At 72.3% G+C, this 18,990-nt stretch carries 16 protein-coding genes and 1 pseudogene; 7 read left to right on the top strand and 10 right to left on the bottom strand.

What is annotated here, in order from left to right:
* Positions 1–117: 117 nt before the first annotated feature.
* The 8 genes from ACWEJX_RS22850 to ACWEJX_RS22885 form a co-directional block, all read right to left on the bottom strand.
* A complete protein-coding gene (locus ACWEJX_RS22850) occupies positions 118–732 on the bottom strand; it encodes an antibiotic biosynthesis monooxygenase (RefSeq protein ID WP_451609263.1) in 615 nt (204 codons plus the stop codon).
* A 210-nt stretch (positions 733–942) separates the two neighbouring features.
* On the bottom strand, positions 943–1,560 hold the full coding sequence (locus ACWEJX_RS22855) for a biotin transporter BioY (RefSeq protein WP_451609264.1): 618 nt from the start codon (positions 1,558–1,560) through the stop codon (positions 943–945).
* 45 nt (positions 1,561–1,605) lie between these two features.
* Entirely contained in the window at positions 1,606–2,466 is an 861-nt protein-coding gene (locus ACWEJX_RS22860) for a 3-hydroxybutyryl-CoA dehydrogenase (RefSeq protein ID WP_451609265.1), read from the bottom strand.
* An 8-nt stretch (positions 2,467–2,474) separates the two neighbouring features.
* A complete protein-coding gene (locus tag ACWEJX_RS22865; protein ID WP_451609266.1) occupies positions 2,475–4,457 on the bottom strand; it encodes an acetyl/propionyl/methylcrotonyl-CoA carboxylase subunit alpha in 1,983 nt (660 codons plus the stop codon).
* A 9-nt stretch (positions 4,458–4,466) separates the two neighbouring features.
* Positions 4,467–6,071: a carboxyl transferase domain-containing protein gene (locus ACWEJX_RS22870; RefSeq protein ID WP_451609267.1), complete on the bottom strand. Its 1,605-nt coding sequence runs from the start codon at positions 6,069–6,071 to the stop codon at positions 4,467–4,469.
* Position 6,072: 1 nt separating this feature from the next.
* Positions 6,073–7,326 carry an MFS transporter gene (locus ACWEJX_RS22875; RefSeq protein WP_451609268.1) on the bottom strand — a complete coding sequence of 418 codons (1,254 nt, stop codon included), beginning with the start codon at positions 7,324–7,326 and terminating at the stop codon, positions 6,073–6,075.
* A gap of 7 nt (positions 7,327–7,333) precedes the next feature.
* Positions 7,334–8,533: an 8-amino-7-oxononanoate synthase family protein gene (locus ACWEJX_RS22880; RefSeq protein WP_451609269.1), complete on the bottom strand. Its 1,200-nt coding sequence runs from the start codon at positions 8,531–8,533 to the stop codon at positions 7,334–7,336.
* A 323-nt stretch (positions 8,534–8,856) separates the two neighbouring features.
* Positions 8,857–9,663: a helix-turn-helix transcriptional regulator gene (locus ACWEJX_RS22885; protein WP_451609270.1), complete on the bottom strand. Its 807-nt coding sequence runs from the start codon at positions 9,661–9,663 to the stop codon at positions 8,857–8,859.
* A 311-nt stretch (positions 9,664–9,974) separates the two neighbouring features.
* Here ACWEJX_RS22885 and ACWEJX_RS22890 point away from each other — a divergent pair, with 311 nt between their 5' ends.
* Positions 9,975–10,727, top strand: coding sequence for a DUF4232 domain-containing protein (locus ACWEJX_RS22890; protein WP_451609271.1), 753 nt, complete (start codon positions 9,975–9,977; stop codon positions 10,725–10,727).
* Here the strand turns inward: ACWEJX_RS22890 and ACWEJX_RS22895 are convergent.
* Positions 10,685–11,839, bottom strand: coding sequence for a threonine synthase (locus ACWEJX_RS22895; protein WP_451609272.1), 1,155 nt, complete (start codon positions 11,837–11,839; stop codon positions 10,685–10,687). The two genes, ACWEJX_RS22890 and ACWEJX_RS22895, sit on opposite strands and share 43 nt — an antisense overlap.
* A gap of 271 nt (positions 11,840–12,110) precedes the next feature.
* Between ACWEJX_RS22895 and ACWEJX_RS22900 the strand changes: the two genes are divergently transcribed.
* Complete coding sequence (locus tag ACWEJX_RS22900; RefSeq protein ID WP_451609273.1) at positions 12,111–13,688, top strand: S8 family peptidase; 1,578 nt, start codon at positions 12,111–12,113, stop codon at positions 13,686–13,688.
* Between the two features lie 60 nt (positions 13,689–13,748).
* Here ACWEJX_RS22900 and ACWEJX_RS22905 read toward each other — a convergent pair whose 3' ends face one another.
* Positions 13,749–14,987: a serpin family protein gene (locus ACWEJX_RS22905; RefSeq protein WP_451609274.1), complete on the bottom strand. Its 1,239-nt coding sequence runs from the start codon at positions 14,985–14,987 to the stop codon at positions 13,749–13,751.
* 302 nt (positions 14,988–15,289) lie between these two features.
* Here ACWEJX_RS22905 and ACWEJX_RS22910 point away from each other — a divergent pair, with 302 nt between their 5' ends.
* The 5 genes and pseudogenes from ACWEJX_RS22910 (at position 15,290) to ACWEJX_RS22930 (ending at position 18,934) form a co-directional block, all read left to right on the top strand.
* Entirely contained in the window at positions 15,290–16,495 is a 1,206-nt protein-coding gene (locus ACWEJX_RS22910) for a DUF4190 domain-containing protein (protein WP_451609275.1), read from the top strand.
* Between the two features lie 167 nt (positions 16,496–16,662).
* On the top strand, positions 16,663–17,415 hold the full coding sequence (locus ACWEJX_RS22915) for a GntR family transcriptional regulator (RefSeq protein ID WP_451609276.1): 753 nt from the start codon (positions 16,663–16,665) through the stop codon (positions 17,413–17,415).
* A 194-nt stretch (positions 17,416–17,609) separates the two neighbouring features.
* A complete protein-coding gene (locus ACWEJX_RS22920) occupies positions 17,610–17,786 on the top strand; it encodes an SPOR domain-containing protein (RefSeq protein WP_451609277.1) in 177 nt (58 codons plus the stop codon).
* Between the two features lie 40 nt (positions 17,787–17,826).
* Positions 17,827–18,237 (top strand): annotated as a pseudogene (locus ACWEJX_RS22925) ((deoxy)nucleoside triphosphate pyrophosphohydrolase); the annotation flags it as partial.
* A gap of 265 nt (positions 18,238–18,502) precedes the next feature.
* Entirely contained in the window at positions 18,503–18,934 is a 432-nt protein-coding gene (locus ACWEJX_RS22930) for an ATP-binding protein (RefSeq protein ID WP_451609278.1), read from the top strand.
* Positions 18,935–18,990: the final 56 nt, after the last annotated feature.

Below are 18,990 nucleotides of genomic sequence, written 5' to 3' on the forward strand. Positions count from 1 at the left end.
GGTACTGCAGGGGGGACCCTGTGGGAGAGTAGGACGCCGCCGAACAATCATTGTGGGAAAGCCCCGCACCGTATGGTGCGGGGCTTTTCTGCGTTTACGGGCCGGGTGTCGTACCGGTCAGGTGTGGGGCACCGCCGTCGCGACGAGAACGTCGAACTCCTCCAGGCTGCGCGTGGTGACGCCGGCCTTCGACGTGGCCTCGCCGCGGATTCCCGCGACGGCGGCACGGGAGGACACCAGGGCGCCCTTGTCGGCGTACAGGGCGCCGACCGCGGCCCGGCCGTTGGTGCGGTCGACGAGGAGCGAGACGCCCTTCCAGCCGGGGATCTTCTCGATCTTGGGCAGCGCGGTCTCGCGGAACGTCGTCACCAGCTTGTCGACGGCGGCGGCGTCCACGTCCATCCGGACCAGCCGGAACGTCGCGCCGGGCCCGAGGTCCTCGCTGCGGCGGGCGACGGCGGCCTCCCAGTTGTCGACCGTCATGGTCCCGGCGAAGGGCGCGAACATCTCGGTGCGCCGCTCGCGCAGGGCTTCGAAGCTGGCCTCCCGGGAGGCCTCGTCCTCCCACCACGACCCCACCAGGAGCTTGCCGACCTCCCGGTCGACGAACAGCCCCATGCCGCGGTAGCCCTGCTGCCCCGACAGAAGTTCGCGTCCCTCGGTCCGGACCGACTCGGCGACGTCGTCGAGCTGAGCCGGATCACCCGTCATGTAGATGGTGCGCACGTACATAGCGGCCTTCCTGCCTTCCCGTTCCCTCGGTCCCCCCGGTGTGAGCTCGTTCTTCCCCACCCTCCATACGGGGACCGGGGCGGGCCGGGGGCAACGCGGCAGGGGCGTTCGGGTGAAGCGGGTGATCGAACCTCGTGCCTCCGGTCACGGCGAAGGGCGGCTCCGCCCCTGCGGAACCGCCCTCGGCCGGTCAGGATTCTCCGTGCGCTTCTAGTGGTTCTTCTCGCGCAGGAGCCGCCATGCCAGCGGCAGCACCCCCATCGCCAGGGCCGCCTTCAGGGCGTCGCCCGGCAGGTACGGCACGGCGCCCAGGGCGAGTGCCCGGGACAGCGAGAGGTGCAGGGACAGCGCGAGGTAGGGGACGCCGACGGCGTAGACGCAGAGGGTGCCGAGCGCCATGACTCCTGCCGTGCGCAGCGGACCGCGATCGCCACCACGGCGGGCCAGGGCGCCGGTCACGGCGGCGGCGAGGACGAGACCGACGAGGTAGCCGAAGGTGGGCATGGCCGCGCCGGACGTCCCGCCGGCGAACCACGGCATGCCGCACACGCCCGCACCGGTGTAGAGGGCGAGCGCCAGCGTCCCGCGCCGGGCCCCGAGCGCGGTGCCGGTCAGCAGGGCGGCGAAGGTCTGCCCGGTCACCGGGACGGGCGAGCCGGGCACCGGCAGCGCGAGCTGGGCGGCGATCCCGGTCAGCGCCGCACCGCCGAGGACCAGGGCGGCGTCACGGACGCGGGCGCGGGTGGTGTCCCGTACGGGGATCAGGTCGGCGAGGACCAGTCCCGTGGCTGCGGGGGTCGTGGCGGGGAGCGTGCTGGCAGTGGTCACGTGGTGGGTCCGTTTCTGGTGGGTGTGCGGAGGGGCGCGCGGCGGTTACGGGTACGTGTAGAAGCCGCGGCCCGACTTCCGGCCCAGCAGGCCGCCTTCGACCATGCGGGCCAGGAGCGGCGGAGCCGCGTAGAGGGGCTCCTTGAACTCCTGGTACAGCGCGTCGGCCACGGCCGCCACGACGTCCAGGCCCACCATGTCGGTCAGCCGCAGCGGGCCCATCGGGTGGGAGCAGCCGAGGACCATGCCCTGGTCGACGTCCTCGGCGCCGGCGAAGCCCGTCTCCACCATGCGTACGGCGGAGAGCAGGTACGGCACGAGCAGCGCGTTGACGACGAAGCCGGCCCGGTCCTTGCTGCGGATGGGCGTCTTCCCCAGCGTCCCGGCGACCCATGCCTCGGCCCGGTCCATGGTCGCCTCGGACGTGTGCAGCGAGCCGACGAGTTCCACGAGGGACATGGCGGGTACGGGGTTGAAGAAGTGGGTGCCGATGACCTGGGCCGGGCGATCGGTGGCCCCGGCCAGCTTCATGATGGGGATGGAGGAGGTGTTGGAGGCCAGGATCGCCTCCGGGTCCTCGACCACCTTGTCGAGGGTGGCGAAGAGGTCGAGCTTGAGGGTCTCCTCCTCGCGGACCGCCTCGACGACCAGCTGCCGGTCCGCCAGCTCGCCCAGGTCCATGGTGAACCGGATGCGGGCGACCGCCGCGTCCCGGTCGTCCGCGGTGAGCCGGTCCTTGGCGACGGCGCGGTCGAGGGAGGCGAGCACGCGCTGCCGTCCGGTGGTCAGCGAGGTCTCGCGGGAGACCGCGACCAGCACGTCCAGGCCGGCCAGGGCGCTGACTTCGGCGATTCCGGCACCCATGGCGCCCGAGCCGACCACTCCGACGCGGTGGATGGGGTTCATGTGGTTCTTCACTTCCGTTCGTTCTGCTCTGCATCGATGACGACGAGGACCTGGTCGGCCGAGACGATGTCGGCGAGGGCGCAGCGGACCTCCTCGACGACACCGGACACGGGGGCGAGGACGCGGTTCTCCATCTTCATCGCCTCCACGATCGCCACGGTGTCGCCCTCTTGGACGAAATCGCCGACGACGACCGGGAGTTGGACGACGGTGCCGGGCATGGGCGAGGTGATCGCGTCACCGCCCGCCGTGTCGTCGTCCTCGCCGGTGACGCCGAGCGTCAGGGTCAGCCGGTGGCCGTCCACGACGAGTTCGCAGCCGTCGGCCCTGCGCAGGCCCGTCCACCGCGCCTCGCCGGCCGTGCCGCGCAGCAGCGTGCCGTCCGGCACGCACGTGACGGAGAGCCGCTCACCCGCCACGCTCACCGTGAGCGTGTCCTGCCGCCGGGAGAGCAGGGACGCCTCGAGCGGGCGGCCGCCCACCCGGCAGGCGACGCGGCCCAGCGGGGCGTTCGGGTCGAGCAGCCGTCGGTCGAGGGCACCGGCGGAACCGGTCCACGGCGAGTCGCCGGCGACCCCGGCGGGGCGGGCGGGCAGGCTCATCGCGGCCGCGCAGGCCGCCGCGAGCGGCTCCAGGTCGCGCCGGTGTTCCGCGGCGCGTTCGGTGAACTCGTCCACCAGGTGGGTGTCGACCAGACCGGCGCTCACCCGGGCGTCGCGCAGCAGGTCGGCGAGGAACCCGAGGTTGGTGGTGAGGCCGAGGACGGCGGTGGAGCGTACGGCGTGCAGCAGCCGGGCGAGGGCCGCGGGCCGGGCGGGGCCGTGGGCGACGAGCTTGGCGATCATCGGGTCGTAGAAGACCGGCACGTCGCCCGCGTCGTCGAAGGCCGCGTCGACCCGTACGCCGGTGGGCCAGACGGCGGCCAGCGCGCGGCCGGGTGCCGGGCGGAAGTCCGCGTTCGGGTCCTCGGCGTACACGCGGACCTCGACGGCGTGCCCGGACGCGGTGATCTCGGGCTGTGCGAGCGGGAGGCGTTCCCCGGCGGCGACCCGCAGCTGCCATTCGACCAGGTCGAGGCCGGTGACGGCCTCGGTGACCGGGTGCTCGACCTGGAGGCGGGTGTTGACCTCCAGGAAGAAGAACTCGCCCGTCGCGTCGAGGATGAACTCGAAGGTGCCCGCGTTGACGTAGCCGATGGCCCGCGCGCCGCGGACGGCCGACGCGAGGAGCGCCTCCCGGACCTGCGCCGGAAGGTTGGCGGCCGGCGCCTCCTCCACGATCTTCTGGTGCCGGCGCTGCAGCGAGCACTCGCGCTCGAAGAGGTGCACCACGTCGCCGTGGGCGTCGCCAAAGACCTGGACCTCGATGTGCCGGGGGCGGCGCAGGTACCGCTCGATCAGCAGGCGTCCGTCGCCGAAGTTCGCGCGGGCGAGCCGGACGGCGGCCTCGACGGCGGGGGCGAGGTCGGCCTCGCGTTCGATGACCTGCATGCCCTTGCCGCCGCCGCCGGCGACCGGCTTGAGGATCACCGGGTAGCCGATGCGGTCGGCGTGCGCCCGGATCTCGTCCACCGACTCGGTGGCGTCCGCGGAGCCCGGCAGCACCGGCACCCCGGCTTCGGCCATCAGCCGCTTGGCGGTGGCCTTGTCGCCCATGGCCGCGATCGTCCGCGCGTCGGGCCCGACGAAGACCAGGCCCGCGTCGGTCACGGCGGCGGCGAACTCCGCGTTCTCGGAGAGGAACCCGTAGCCGGGGTGGACGGCGTCGCAGCCGGTGCGCAGGGCCGCGTCGACCAGCGCCTCGGCGCGCAGATAGCTGTCGGCCGCCGGGGCGGGCCCGATCAGGACGTGCTCGAAGGCGCCTTCCAGGTGCGCCGCGGCGCCGTCGGCCTCCGAGTGGACAGCGACGTACTCGATGCCCAGGCGCCGGCAGGTGCGGGCGATGCGGCGGGCGATCTCGCCCCGGTTGGCGATCAGGAGTCGTTTCACCATGACGGACCTTCACATCCTGAACACGCCGAAGCGTGTCTCTCGTTGCGGTGCTGCCGCGGCCAGGGCGAGGCTCAGCGTCAGCCATTCACGGGTGTCGGTGGGGTCGACCAGCGCGTCCACCCACAGCCGGGCGGCGACGTAGAGGGGGTGGCCCTCGCGGTCGTAGTTGTCCCGGATCGGCTTCTTGAAGGCCTCTTCCTCTTCCGGGCTCATCGACCGGCCCTGTCTGGCCAGCTGTTCGTTCTTCATCAGGGCCATGACGGTCGCGGCCTGTTCGCCGCCGACCACGGAGGTACGGGCGTTGGGCCACATGGCCATCAGCTGCGGGCCGATGGAGCGGCCGCACATGGCGAGGTTGCCGGCGCCGTAGCTGCCGCCGATCAGCACGCTGAACTTCGGGACGGCGGCGCAGGAGGCGGCGTTCACCATCTTGGCGCCGTGCTTGGCGATGCCGCCGGCCTCGTACTCGGCGCCGACCATGAAGCCGTTGATGTTGTGCAGGAACAGCAGCGGGATGCCGCGCTGCGAGCACAGCTCGATGAAGTTCGCGGCCTTCTGGGCGCTCTCCGAGAAGAGCACGCCGTCGTTGATGAGGACGCCCACCGGGTAGCCGCCGATGCGGCCGGTGCCGCACACGATCGTCGGCCCGAAGCGGGCCCGGTACTCGGTGAACTCGCTGCCGTCCAGCAGGCGGGCGAGGATCTCCCGGGCCGGGATCGGCTCCCGCGGGTTGGCGCTGATGACGCCCGCGAGTTCGGCGGGGTCGTACAGCGGTGGCACCGGGGTCTCGGGCGGCGCGGCGGGCAGGGTCCTGCCGTGGCGGGCGGCGATCTCGCGGACCAGGGTGAGCGCGTGCTCGTCGTTCAGGGCGAGGTGGTCGGCGACGCCGCTGGTCGTGGTGTGCAGGTCGGCGCCGCCCAGGGTCTCGGTGTCGACGATCACGCCGGTCGCCGCCCGTACCAGCTGCGGACCGCCCAGGAAGATCGATCCGGTGCCCTTGACGATGACCGTCTCGTCGCACATCGCCGGGATGTACGCGCCGCCGGCGGTGCACGAGCCCATCACGGCCGCGATCTGCGGCAGGCCCATCGCGGACATCTCCGCGATGTTGCGGAAGATCCGGCCGAAGTGGTTCTCGTCCGGGAAGATGTCCTCCTGCATCGGCAGGAAGACGCCGCCGGAGTCGACCAGGTAGACGCAGGGCAGGCCGTTCTCGCGGGCGACCTGCTGGGCCCGGAGGTGCTTGCGCACCGTCAGCGGGTAGTACGTGCCGCCCTTCACCGTCGCGTCGTTGGCGAAGACGACCGTGGGCCGGCCCTCCACCATGCCGACGCCGGTGATGAGGCCCGCCGACGGCACCGCCTGCTCGTACACCTCGTGCGCGGCGAGCTGGCCGATCTCCAGGAACGGGGTCCCCGGGTCGAGCAGCCGGGTCACCCGCTCCCGTGCGGAGAGCTTGCCGCGCGCGGCGTGCCGGGCCTGTGCCTCGGCGCCGCCGCCGGCCGTGGCCGTGGCGCGCGCCGCGGCGATCTGCTCGCGCAGGCCGGCGTAGGCCTCGCGGTTGCGGCGGAACACCTCGCCGGCCGGGTTGATGTGGGAACGCAGAACCGCCATGTCACTTCCCTTCCGAAGGGACGGCCGAAGGAACTGCCGAAGGGGCTGCCGGAGGAGCGTCGGTGGGCACTGCCGCACGGACGGCGATACGGGTCATGAGCCAGGCCGCGGCGCCGAGACCGGCGGCGACCGTGGCCCAGGCGAGGTCGGCCTGCAGCAGCGCGGCCGTGGCCGCGGCCAGGCCCGCCATCGACTGCTGGAGGAAGCCGCACAGGGAGACGGCGTAGGCGCCGTGGCTCTGCTGGCTGCTCACGGCGGTGGCCATGCTGTTGGGGAACAGGACCGACTGCCCGAACGTGGTCACGCAGTACAGCGCGACGAAGGCCACCAGGGCGCCGCCGTCCGGCAGGCCGGGCACCGACCACAGCACGATCATCAGGACACCGGACGCGGTCATCACGATCGACCCGGCGGTCATCAGGCGGCCCGAACCGGCCTTCGCCACCAGGCGGTTGACGGTCATCGCGCCGGCGAAGTAGGCCGCGCCGAGGAGCAGCCCGAGGCTTCCGTACTGCTCGGTGGCGAGCCCGAAGTGCTGCTGGAAGACGAACGGGCTGACCTCCTGGAGCAGCACGATCGTCGCGAACCCCGCGCCGCCGGCGAGGGCCGGCAGCAGGAAGCGCGGCTGCCTGCTGATGTCGAGGCAGATCCGCAGCACCTCCGACGGCGGCTGCACCGCGCGGCTCGACGCGAACGGGACGGTGAAGGTCAGCGCGGTGGCGACCGCGCCGACCACGGCGAGGACGACGAAGCCCGTCTCCCAGTGGGAGTACCTGCCGATCAGGCCGCCGATGAACTGACCGCCGCCCATCGCCGTGATGAACGCGATCGACAGCACCGAGAGCCGCCGGGCCAGCTCGTCCCCGCTCCAGCGGTCCCGCACCAGGATCCGGGCGATGATCGCGGCGCCGCCGGCGCCGATGCCCTGCAGCGCGCGCAGCACGAGCAGAGCCTCGGGGGACCGGAACAGCGCGATCAGCGCGCTGCTCACCACGAACAGCGCCAGCGAGGCCAGCAGCGGGCCCCGGCGGCCGTACCGGTCCGCCGCCACTCCCCACAGCACCACCGGAGCCGCGGCGCCGATCACGAACACGGAAATGGAAAGGGCCGCGTAATGACGCGACATTCCGAAGTCGTGCGCCACGATCGGGAGCGAGGGCAGATAAATGGTGGTCGCCATCTGTGCCATGAAGACCAACAGACAGGACAGCGTCATCGTGCGCCGGCTCACGGCCTTTTCGCGTGCGTCCGTCATGCGTGACTCAGTCATTCTGGCTCCGCAGGTCATTGACCAGACGGCCGAAGTGCTCGATGTCCGTCCTCGTCATGTCGGCGCGGAGCATGATGCGCAGCCCCGCCTTTCCGCGGGCGATGACGGGAAAGAAGAGTGCGGAGGTGTAGTAGCCCTCGGAAAGCAGTGTCCGGCCGATGTGGACGGTCTTCTCCTCCGAGCCGATGTCGATGAATCGGATGGGCAGTCCGTCGCCCTTGTTCGCGGTCGGCACGATCGCGTCGAAGAGGTCGATGTTCTCCTGCAGCCGCTGCTGGAGCGTCCCCAGTTCCGGCGAGCGGTGCAGCTCGGCGGAGGCAACGATCGCCCCGAGGCCGGCCGTGTTGATCCGCTGCGACCAGGTCAGCGGGCCGCCGTAGCGCAGGGCGAGGTCACGGCGCTGCCGCGAGCCGCGCGGGCCGAGGAAGATCGCACCGCCGGAGGCGCCGAAGCCCTTGTTCAGGGACGTGATGATCAGGGTGCGGTCGTTGATCTCGCCCATGGTATCGAGGACCAGACCGCGGCCCTGCTCGCCGCAGGTGGACACGCCGTGCGCCTCGTCGAAGAACAGGAAGAGGCCGTACTTCTCCTGCAGGCGCAGCAGTTCCCGTACCGGCGCCTGGCCGCCCGTGCTGTACACGCCGTCGGCCACGTAGGCCACGTTGGGGTGGGTGCGGCACAGCTCTTCGAGGGCCTCGACGTCGTTGTGCGCGATGGTCCTGACCTCGGCCTCGTCGGCGACGCTCGGCTTCATCGCGTTCAGGCAGAAGTGCGCGTGCTTGTCGAACACCATGAGCGGCGGCACGCCGTCGGTGAAGGCCCCGGAGGCCACCAGGGGCAGCGCGGACCAGGCGGCCGCCGCGCACGAGGCGAGGGTGACCGCCTCCACCCGGAAGAGGTCCGAGAGCGCGTCCTCGGCCTCCTTCAGGATCCCGAAGTGCACGCGCATCCGGGACACCGAGGTGTTCAGCGAGGCGTTGCCGGTGACGGCGTCGGCCGCGGCGCGTATCAGCGCCGGGTGGGAGTCGAGACCGAGGTACGAGTACGACGACATGTTCAGGAACTCGTGGCCGTCGGCGAGGGTGGTGTAGCGCCCCGAGCCGAGGTTTCCGGCGACGATTCCGGCCATTCCGGAGTCGGCGGTCACGTTCCAGAAGTCGTTGCTGATCCCTATCGTCTTCTTGATGTTCATAAAGGCGTGCAAGGCCGCTCCCGCGAGTTCTTCCGGTCGAGTTCCGAGCCTGGAATCGAACCTGAGCGGGGCAGAGATGTGCCGCCAGTAAGGGTCCCGACGAGCCCGGTGTGCACCGAGATTCGCAACTGCGTGTAGCGAATGTCAACGGATGCGACCGGCAATGTTCTGCCGGTCGCAGGGCGGGCCGGGAAGCGCCGGTGAGTACCTGGGAAAGAGCGCCGGAAAACCGGACCGGCAAAAATCTGCCGGTTTTCGGACCGGAAAATCTTTGCCGGTCGGCGGCCGTTGAAAGGGCCGCGGACATCGGCGAGACTGAGGACTCAGCCGTCCTGCAGGCTGATGAAGGTGAGGCGCAGGCCGGGGTACCCGACGGGGTGCAGGACGTGGGTGACCACGTCGACGGCGCGGGGGGCGAAGCGGGGGATCGTCAGCCGGTAGGCGTGCCCGTCCCGGTTGGCGATGATGACCGGGCCGTCGTCCCAGATCTGCCGGACCTCCGGATCGGTGAGGGCCGTCCGGAGGATCCCGGCCAGTTCGGGGTGCCCCGGATACTGCGCCATGGCGTAGCGCAGCATCGCGAGGTACGCCCGCGCGTGCCGCGGCCAGTCGGCCAGCTGCGCCCTGGCCTCGGGGTCGGTCAGGCCCCAGCGGATCAGGTTCGCGCCGGGGCGCCGCACCCAGGGGAACCACTCGGCCATGGCCTCGTTGTGCGCGAGGACGTCCCACGTGTTGTCGGTGAGATACGCGGGCTGGCTGGGCTGCAGGTCGAGCAGGCGGTGCAGCGGGGCCAGGTCGATGCCGTCGACGGACGACACGGCGGGGTAGGGCTCGCCGCCGGCGGCGTACAGGAAGAGGGTGGCGCGTTCGTCCGCGCACAGGCGCAGCGCGTCGGCCAGCGCGGTCAGCGTCCGGGAGTCCAGCTTGGGCAGGGCCCCGCGTTCGAGGTCCCGGTACCAGCGCTCGCTCATGCCGACCGCGGCGGCGACCTCCACCTGCGGAAGCGCCTTGCCCAGGCCCAGAGTGCGGCCCGCCCGGGCCCGCCACGCCCGCAGCAGCACCGCGAGCCCCACCTCGTCCTCCGGCCGCTGCCCCTGGCCGGTACGGGCTGTGGAGTTGTCGCGCTGCATGTGGGGGCCTTTGCTCTGACTGCTTCCTTGTGCCGCGGCTCGACGCGGGAGCGGCCGGCATGGGGTTCCGCGCGACGGTGGCGCCCGCGTCTTCCGAAACGATCACCGACAGTCAGATCCCCGGACAAAAGAATAACGTGGCGTCGCCGGGGCGCCCGAGTTCGACGGCGGTGCCGGAGGGCGGCGCTCGGGGGACGGCAAGGCCGCGTTAGCGGTACGCAAGCCGGACGGCAAGGGCGGGCGGGAGAGTGGTCGTGGCGCCGACAGGGAGTGGCGCCGACCGACCGTCCAGTCATCGGGGGAGTACCACCATGCGTACCAAGCACAAGAACACCGTCCTCGCCGTCGCGGCCGTCGCCGTGCTGTCGCTCGGGATGACCGCCTGCGGGGGCGGCGACGACAACGGCAGCCGGGACGAGGGCGCCGCGTCGGCCGGCTCGTCCGCCGCGTCGGGCGGCGCGAGCGGGCAGGGCGGGCAGACCGCCGCCGAGGCCGCGGGCGCGACGACCGCCACCGGCGGCAGCGGCACCGGCGGCTCGACGGCCGGTGGCTCGGCCGGCGGCTCCACGACGGGCGGCGGCAAGTCCGCGGCCAAGACCGGCGCCAAGACCGGCGCCAAGACGTCCGGCACCGCCCCGGCCTGCACCTACAAGGACGTGAAGATCACGGCCGCAAAGGCCGACGAGACGCCCACCGAGCACATCGTGCTCACCGCGACCAACACCTCCGGCCGCACCTGCCGCCTCTACGGCTACCCGCTGATCGCGTTCGGCGAGATCCAGACCGCCAAGGACGTCCCGGCCGTCGCCAAGAGCAAGCCGGGGATCCCGGTGATCCTGCAGGCCGGCGCCCCGGCGTACGCCAACGTGCGGGTCGTGGACGGCGGCGTCCACGAGAACAACAAGGTCGTCGCGTCCTTCAACGTGAACCTCTTCGCCGCCGACGCCCCCGCCGAGGGCAGCGTCGTCGTCAAGGCCCCGGCCGGCGGCCTGGCCGTCGACGAGGCCGTGGCGAAGACCGGCTACTGGACTCCGGAACTCCGCAACGGCGCCGACGAGTTCTGAGCGGGCGCGGACAACGGGAGGAGGCCCGTCTTCGTGCCCGCGCCGCACAGCGGTACGACCGTGGTGCCCGGGCGCTCCGGGGCCGCGCGGACCGCGGCCCAGCAGACGGCGGCGGTCGGCTCGACGTACAGCCCGCGGCGGGCGAGGTCGAGCTGGGCGGTGCGTACCTGGTCGTCGGTGACGGTGCGGAAGGTGCCGCCGCTCGCCCGGACGGCACGCAGGATCTGGGCGGCGCGGGGCGGGTTGGGGATGGCGATGCCCTCGGCGAGGGTGGGGCGGGTCTCCGCCGGAGCCGACAGCTCGTCCTCGCCCGCGTGGAAGGCCGCGGCGAGCGGCGAGACGGCCTCCGCCTGGACCGCGACCAGCACCGGGCGGCGGTCGACGAGGCCGTGCCCGTACAGCTCCTCGACCGCGAGGGCCGCGCCGAGGAGCAGTGTGCCGTTGCCGACGGGCAGGACGAGGGTGTCGGGGAGCCGGCCGCCCAGGTCCTCCCAGAGTTCGTAGACGTACGTCTTGGTGCCGTGCAGGAAGTGCGGGTTGTACGCGTGCGAGGCGTACAGCACGTCCGGCTCGTCCGCCGCCTCGCGCGCCGCCCGCGCCGTCGCCTCCCGGTCGCCCGCCACGACCACCACCCGGGCACCGTGCGCGCGGATCTGCTCCAGCTTCTTCGGGGACGTCCCCTCGGGCACGTACACGGCGCAGTCGAGCCCGGCCCGGGCGCCGTACGCGGCGATCGCCGTGCCCGCGTTGCCGCTGCTGTCGGCGATCACCGTGCGCGGGCCGAGCCGGCGCGCGAGCTCGGCGAGCATCACCGCGCCGCGGTCCTTGAAGGACGACGTCGGCATGAGGAAGTCGAGTTTGGCCGAAATCCGGTCGGTCAGGGAGACGAGGGGCGTGCGGCCCTCGCCGAGGGTCACATGGGGGATCTCGGTGGCGAGCGGCAGCGCCTCCGCGTAACGCCACAGCGAATTCACGCGTGACGCGAGGGACGTGAGGGAAACCGGCGCGCTGGTGAAGTCGAGGTCCCAGGGGCAGTGGCACTGCGGACAACGCCAGGTGAGGGCGGCCGCGGGGGCCCGGACGTGGCAGCGGGGGCATACGTAGGCCGTCATATGCGCCAGGATGTCAGCCCTGTGGCGGGCGCGTGTCATGACGCGAGGGACTCTTGTGCGATTGCCAAGGTTCGGTCAACCTTTCGGTCGGCACCCGGATATGACGACCCGTCCGAACTCGGGACGGCTGTTTGTCATGTCCATGAAATTCGCACGGAACCGTGGCACCCCCGTGTACGCCCGTGTACGCCCGTGGACGCCCACGTACACCCGCGCACGACCGGTGTCGCACCCCCACAGCAGCGCACCACCAATGAGGAGGACCCCTCACATGTCCGTGATGCGTGACTCGCGGCGCAGGCTCGCCGCGGCCGGCGCCATCGCCGTCGCAGCCCTGGCGCTCGGCTCCCTCTCCACCGCCCCGGCCACGGCCGCCGGGAGCGGCGCCGAAGGCGTGATCCTCAACGCCGGCGCCGAAGGGACCGTCGCCGACAGCTACATCGTGACCCTCCGCGACTCCGCCGCCCGCGCGGACACGGCGCAGGGCCGGGCGGTCGCCACGAAGTTCGGCGCCAAGATCAGGCGGACGTACCACGCGGCGCTCAACGGCTACTCCGTCGAACTCTCCGAGGCGCAGGCCAAGCGGCTCGCCGCCGACCCGGCGGTGCGCTCCGTCAGCCAGAACCGCGTCTTCCACATCGACGGCACGCAGACCTCCCCGCCGTCCTGGGGCCTCGACCGGATCGACCAGCGGGCCCTGCCGCTGAACCAGAGCTACACCTACCCGGACAGCGCCGGCCAGGGCGTCACGGCCTACATCATCGACACCGGCGTCCGCATCACGCACACCGACTTCGGCGGCCGCGCCTCCTACGGCTACGACGCCATCGACAACGACAACACCGCCCAGGACGGCCACGGCCACGGCACCCATGTCGCCGGTACGGTCGCGGGCTCCTCGTACGGCGTGGCGAAGAAGGCGAAGATCGTCGGCGTCCGCGTCCTCGACAACTCCGGCTCCGGCACCACCGAGCAGGTCGTCGCCGGCATCGACTGGGTGACCCAGAACGCCGTCAAGCCGGCCGTCGCCAACATGAGCCTCGGCGGTGGCGTCGACAGCGTCCTCGACGACGCCGTGCGCCGCTCGATCGCCTCCGGCGTCACGTACGCGGTCGCCGCCGGCAACGAGACCGACAACGCCGCCAACCACTCCCCGGCCCGCGTCGCCGAGGCCATCACGGTCGGCGCGACGACGTCCGGCGACGCCAAGGCCAGCTACTCCAACTACGGCAGCGGCCTCGACCTCTTCGCCCCGGGCTCCTCGATCACCTCGTCCTGGAACACCGGCGACACGGCCACCAACACCATCTCCGGTACGTCGATGGCCACCCCGCACGTCACCGGCGCCGCCGCCCTCTACCTGGCCGACCACCCGACGGCCACCCCGGCCGACGTCTCCTCGGCCCTGACCGGCGCCGCCACCCCGAACGTGGTGACCAGCCCCGGCACCGGCTCCCCGAACAAGCTCCTCTACGTCGGCGGCGGCACCACCCCGCCGCCCACCGGCCCGCGCTTCGAGAACACCGCGAACTACACGATCAACGACAACGCGACCGTCGAGTCCCCGGTCACCGTCAGCGGTGTCTCCGGCAACGCCCCGGCCACGCTCCAGGTGCCGGTGAACATCGTCCACACCTACATCGGTGACCTCCAGGTCCAGCTGATCGCCCCCGACGGCTCGGCGTACACGCTGAAGGCGTTCGGCTCCGGCGGCAGCGCGGACAACATCAACACCACCTACACCGTCAACGCCTCCTCCGAGGTCGCGAACGGCACGTGGAAGCTCCGGGTCACGGACAACGCGGCCTTGGACACCGGGTACATCGACTCCTGGGCGCTGCAGTTCTGACGCCACGCCTCACGGGTGCGTACGGGGCGGTCGCCGATCTCACGGCGGCCGCCCCTCCCGTCAGTCGTCCTCGTCCTCGTCCTCGTCCGCGTCCTCGTCGAACTCCTCGTCCTCGAAGACGTACGGGACGGGCTCCTGCACCCAGCCCGCCGTCAGGACAAGCCGTGAGGTGCGGTGGACGCAGAGGAAGCCGAACGGGCGGTCGAAGTCCAGGTCGATCCGGCGCACCACGTACGGGTAGCGCACCACGGCGCTCCCGCCGGCCGCGCCGAACGCCGTCACCGCCGCCGCCTCGAAGCCCTCCGCGGTGAAGCGGGCCATCGCCGCCTGGCGGGCCTGCTGGACGTAGAGCGGCGGCTCGTCGGCGACCCCCGGGAAGTGGCCGCGGGTGTGGTCCCTCGCCGTCGTCAGGCCGAACACCTCGTGCAGCCCGGTCAGATCGTGCTGGGCGGTGAGCGAGAAGGGGGAGGTGGAGACCGAGAGGTACGGGTCCGGCCGGGTGCTGCGTACGTTGCGTATGTTCAGGCCCGGGCCCGCCTCGCCCAGCGGCAGCAGGTCGCCCGGAACGGCCCGGAAGGCGCCGGCCAGCACGTCGAGGCCGGCCCGGAGCACCGTGCCGGGGGCGGCGTCCTCCGGGCCGAGCAGCAGGTGCACGTCGACGCCGGTGTCGCCGAGGACCTTCAGCACCGTCAGCGGGCCCGCGGCCGTCTCGGCCAACCCGACCCGGTCGAGCAGCCCGGTCGTGCGGTGCAGCCCGACCAGCTCGCGCCCGGCCCACGGCCCGTACTCGGGGTACATGCCGCCCTCCTGGAAGGGGCGCAGCCAGCTCGTGCGCACCGCCTGCGCGGCGGCCAGGACCAGCTCCGTCTCCTCGTCCACGCCGACCGGCATCGCCGGTACCAGACCGCCGGTGCGCTCCGCCGCCCACGCGTCCAGGAGCCGCTTGTTCTCCGCGTCGTCGGCGACGAGCCGGCCCAGCGTCGCGTCGGGCAGGCCCGCGGCCCAGGCGTCGTTCAGTGCCACGCGCGGGCGGGTCCACAGGCCGACCGCCGAGCCGACGCCCCGCATCCGGCCGAGCCCCGCCAGGAGTTCGCGCGCCGCCTGTGCCGCCGGGCCCGCCTCCATGCCCAGGGCGTCCTGGAGTTCGCCGCGGGCCGGGCCGTCGGCGCCGTCCGCGAGGAAGGCGAGCAGCGGCCAGACGCCGGTCGCGGACAGCACGGTGTCCCGGCCGTCGGTGGGCAGGGCACCGGCCCACCGCGCCGTCAGCCGGTTGACCGCACGCACCGTCGAGACCCGCATACCGCCCCCCTCCCCGGACCACGTACGATGCGCGCGCCCGTTCGATTCTCTGAATCGGTGCCGAGAACCCGTGCCGATTCTCCGAATCCGTGCCGAATCCCGCCCCAAACAGGAGCACCGTACTCGTGGACCCCTCCTCGTCGCCCCAGGATTTCCCGGCCCCGCAGCAGCCCCCGCAGCCGCCGCGCCAGGAAGGGCCCGCGCCTGGTCAGGGACCCGGAGAGGGCTTCGGCCAGGGGGCGGGCCCGGGGGCAGGGCAGGGGGCAGGTCAGGGGTTCGGCCCGGGGCCGGGGCAGGGACCCGTGCCCGGACCGTACGCCGCCCCCGGACCGTACGCCGCCCCCGGCCCGTACACCTCGCCGCTGCCCGGACCGTACGGCCCCGGGGGCGTGCCCGGTGGTCCCGGCGGCCTCGGCCCCTACGGGCCGCCGCAGCCCGGCACGAACGGGCTCGCGGTCGCGTCGCTCGTCTCCGGCATCGTGTGCTGTCTGCCGCCGCTCGGCCTCGTCCTCGGTCTGTTCGCGCTGCCGCAGATCAAGAAGAAGCAGCAGAAGGGCAAGGGCCTGGCCGTGGCCGGCATCGTGCTCTCCTCCCTCGCCTGCCTCCTGATGGCCCTCGGCATCGCGAGCGGCGGTTTCGCCGACGCCTGGCGGGACTTCAAGAAGGGCATGGACGAGGCCGCAGCCCAGCAGTCGCCGTTCGACCTGCGGAAGGGCGACTGCTTCAAGGTCGACGGCAAGCTGGAGGCGTACACGACCGACGTGAAGACCGTCGCCTGCACCAAGCCGCACCAGGGCGAGGTCAGTGGCGCCTTCAAGGTCACCGGCTTCACCAAGTGGCCCGGCGAGGATGCGATCGACAAGATCGCCGAGACCCGCTGCGAGCGGATCAACAACGCGTACGCGATGGACACCTGGGCCGTCCCCGAGGCGGCGGTGACCTACTACTACCTGCCCAGCAAGCAGAGTTGGCGGATCGGCGACCGCACGGTGACCTGCGCGCTCGCCACCGAGGAGGAGCCCTTCACCGCCTCCCTGCGCAGCGACGCCGGCACGCTCGACCCGCACCAGCTGCACTTCCTCAAGACCATGAACCCGGTCGACGACGCCGTCTACGAGGAGCCGGAGGAGGACGCGGACGACGACCTGGAGGCCAACAAGGCCTGGGCGCGGAAGGTGCACCAGGCCGTCATCACGGCCGGTGACGGTCTGCGCGGCCACGCCTGGCCGGCCGCGTCCGCCAAGCCCGTCGGAGAGCTGGCGGACAAGCTGGACGCGGCCGCGCGCAAGTGGCAGAAGCTCGCGACGGCGAAGGACGCGGACGCCTTCTGGGAGGTCTACGACGAGGCGTACGACGCGCTCTCGACGGACCTGGACAAGGACTCCCGCTCGGCGCTCGGTCTCACGCCCGTCCCGCAGGGCAGCGACAGCAGCAGCGGCAGCGACGGCGGCTCCGGCAGCGACGGCGGCTCCGGCGGTGACAGCGACAGCGGCAGCAAGAAGGTCTGAGCGAGAGTCAACGGCGAGGATTCCGACGGGCGTTCGGTGGCTATACCTGCGGGAAGGGCCTACGTAAAGGCAAATCATCACTTCGGGTGAAACTCTGGCCCATGCTTGCGGGTGCGCACCCTCGGTTGCGACGCTGTAGCTCACAGTCAAGCTGAGGGGAGTGTCCCGTGACGTTCGGTGAGCAGCCGGCCTATCTGCGTGTGGCGAGCGACCTTCGCGAGAAGATCGCCAACGGCTCGCTTCCCCCGCACACCCGCCTCCCCTCGCAGGCGCGCATCCGCGAGGAGTACGGGGTGTCGGACACCGTCGCACTGGAGGCGCGCAAGGTCCTCATGGCCGAGGGCCTGGTCGAGGGGCGCTCCGGCTCCGGGACCTATGTGCGCGAGCGGCCCGTGCCGCGCCGGATCGCCCGTTCCGGCTACCGGCCGGTGTCCGGTGCCAGCCCCTTCCGCCAGGAGCAGGCCGCCGAAGGGGCGCGCGGGGCCTGGGAGTCGAGCAGTGAGCAGGAGACGGCCGGCGCCGAGGTCGCGGACCGGCTCGGCATCCCGGCGGGGGAGCGGGTGATGCGCACGCGGTACGTGTACCGGGAGGGCGGCGAGCCGATGATGCTCTCCACCTCCTGGGAGCCGCTCGCGGTCACGGGCCGCACGCCGGTGATGCTGCCCGAGGAGGGACCGCTGGGCGGCTGCGGTGTCGTCGAGCGGATGGCCGCCATCGACGTCGTCGTGGACAACGTGGTGGAGGAGGTCACCGCCCGGCCCGGGCTCGCCGAGGAGCTGCTGACGCTCGGCGGCGTCCCCGGCCATGTGGTGATGGTGATCGAGCGGACCTTCTACGCCTCGGGGCGCGCGGTCGAGACCGCGGACGTGGTCATCCCGGCCGACCGCTACAAGATCGCGTACCACCTGCCGGTGCGCTGACGGCCCGTTCTTCCGTGCTCGGGGCCGGTGTTCGGCCGTCTCGCCGCTTGTTACTGGCCAGATACATACCTCTTCGTGAAAACCCGTATCCACTGTGTAAAGGTCGGGCGTAAGCTCGGGCATATGCGCATTGCGATTTCCGGGAGATCGTTAGACACGGTCGGACCGGCGGAGGGGGAAGTCCGATGAGTCCGATGAGCGACAACGCCGACCTGGCCTGGCTGGTCATGAGGCAGGACGACAACGGCAACCGCTACCGCGTCGGCCGGTACGCGACCGAGGACGAGGCCCAGCGGATCGCCGACAGCCTCGACGACCGCGGGCACAAGCAGATCTACTGGGTCGAGCGCATCGGGCAGCCCGCGCTCTGACCGTGCGGGCCCGGACCGGCGCCGCGTTACGCTCCGGCCCATGACGCCTGATCACCGCACCGACCCCGTCGTGGTCGTCGCCGGGGCCCTCTACGACCAGGGCCGGCTGCTCGCCGCGCGCCGCAGCGCGCCCGTCGAGCTGGCCGGCCGCTGGGAGCTGCCCGGCGGCAAGGTGGAGCCGGGAGAGAGCCCGGAGGAGGCCCTGGTCCGGGAGTTGCGCGAGGAGCTCGGCGTCGAGACCGAGACCGGCGCGCGCATCCCCGGCGAGTGGCCGCTGAAGCCCGGCTACGTCCTGTGGGTCTGGACCGCCCGCCTCCGTGCCGGCGAGCCTGGGCCCGAGCCCCTTGAGGACCACGACGAGCTGCGCTGGCTGGCCCGCCACGAGCTCGACTCCGTCGACTGGATCGACGCCGACCGCCCCGCCGTCGCCGAGGCCGCCCGCCTGCTGCCCGCGACCCCCGAGGCTCCCGCGCAACCGGCCGCGCCCGAGACCCCGGTGCCGCCCGCCGGGTCCGAGGTTCCTGTGTCTCCCGGCGACCCCGAGTCCCGCACGGGGCCCGCCGCGTCCGAGGGGCCCGGTGCCGCTCCGGCGTCCGGCGACGGCGCCCGCGGCTGACCCGTACGCCGTTCGTGCCACCGTGCGCCGATGGGCTCAACCGGCGCGATATCCCACTCCGAATATCGGGTATGTCGTGATTAACCCCCCGAAATAGGACGTGGGCTCCGTGATCGACACCGAAGGCGACCGCGCCGAGTGGCATTTCCCGGCGGAGGCCAACGCCGTGCGCACGGCCCGTCACGCGGTACGGGACACCTTGCGGGCCTGGCAGCTCGACGCGGTGATCGGGGACGTCACCGTGCTCCTGGTCAGCGAGCTGGTCACGAACTCGCTGCGGTACGCCTCCGGGCCCATCGGCGTGCGCCTCGTGCGCCACGGGCCGGCCGAAGACGGTGCCGGGCGCGGCCCCGCGCTCCTCGTGGAGGTATCCGATCCGCTTCCGGACGAGCCCACCGAGCGCCCCGCCGGACCCGACGACGAAGGCGGCCGCGGACTCCAGCTCGTGGCCTGTTCCGCGCGCCGCTGGGGCACCCGCGCGGGCAGGGCGGGGAAAACCGTGTGGTTCGAGCTCGCCCTCCCTGGTGAGTAAACAGGGTGGGACGACGATCAGCGGGCCTCGGCCGGAAGCGAACGAGACCACCCTGT

It is taken from the genome of Streptomyces sp. NPDC004788, assembly GCF_053601115.1.

Coding starts and splice junctions, on each gene's coding strand:
- ACWEJX_RS22875 (WP_451609268.1), bottom strand. CDS start 7,326: ATGACGGACGCACGCGAAAAGGCCGTGAGCCGGCGCACGATGACGCTG.
- ACWEJX_RS22920 (WP_451609277.1), top strand. CDS start 17,610: ATGAGCGACAACGCCGACCTGGCCTGGCTGGTCATGAGGCAGGACGAC.
- ACWEJX_RS22900 (WP_451609273.1), top strand. CDS start 12,111: ATGTCCGTGATGCGTGACTCGCGGCGCAGGCTCGCCGCGGCCGGCGCC.
- ACWEJX_RS22850 (WP_451609263.1), bottom strand. CDS start 732: ATGTACGTGCGCACCATCTACATGACGGGTGATCCGGCTCAGCTCGAC.
- ACWEJX_RS22865 (WP_451609266.1), bottom strand. CDS start 4,457: ATGGTGAAACGACTCCTGATCGCCAACCGGGGCGAGATCGCCCGCCGC.
- ACWEJX_RS22890 (WP_451609271.1), top strand. CDS start 9,975: ATGCGTACCAAGCACAAGAACACCGTCCTCGCCGTCGCGGCCGTCGCC.
- ACWEJX_RS22895 (WP_451609272.1), bottom strand. CDS start 11,839: ATGACGGCCTACGTATGCCCCCGCTGCCACGTCCGGGCCCCCGCGGCC.
- ACWEJX_RS22860 (WP_451609265.1), bottom strand. CDS start 2,466: ATGAACCCCATCCACCGCGTCGGAGTGGTCGGCTCGGGCGCCATGGGT.
- ACWEJX_RS22880 (WP_451609269.1), bottom strand. CDS start 8,533: ATGAACATCAAGAAGACGATAGGGATCAGCAACGACTTCTGGAACGTG.
- ACWEJX_RS22870 (WP_451609267.1), bottom strand. CDS start 6,071: ATGGCGGTTCTGCGTTCCCACATCAACCCGGCCGGCGAGGTGTTCCGC.
- ACWEJX_RS22905 (WP_451609274.1), bottom strand. CDS start 14,987: ATGCGGGTCTCGACGGTGCGTGCGGTCAACCGGCTGACGGCGCGGTGG.
- ACWEJX_RS22885 (WP_451609270.1), bottom strand. CDS start 9,663: ATGCAGCGCGACAACTCCACAGCCCGTACCGGCCAGGGGCAGCGGCCG.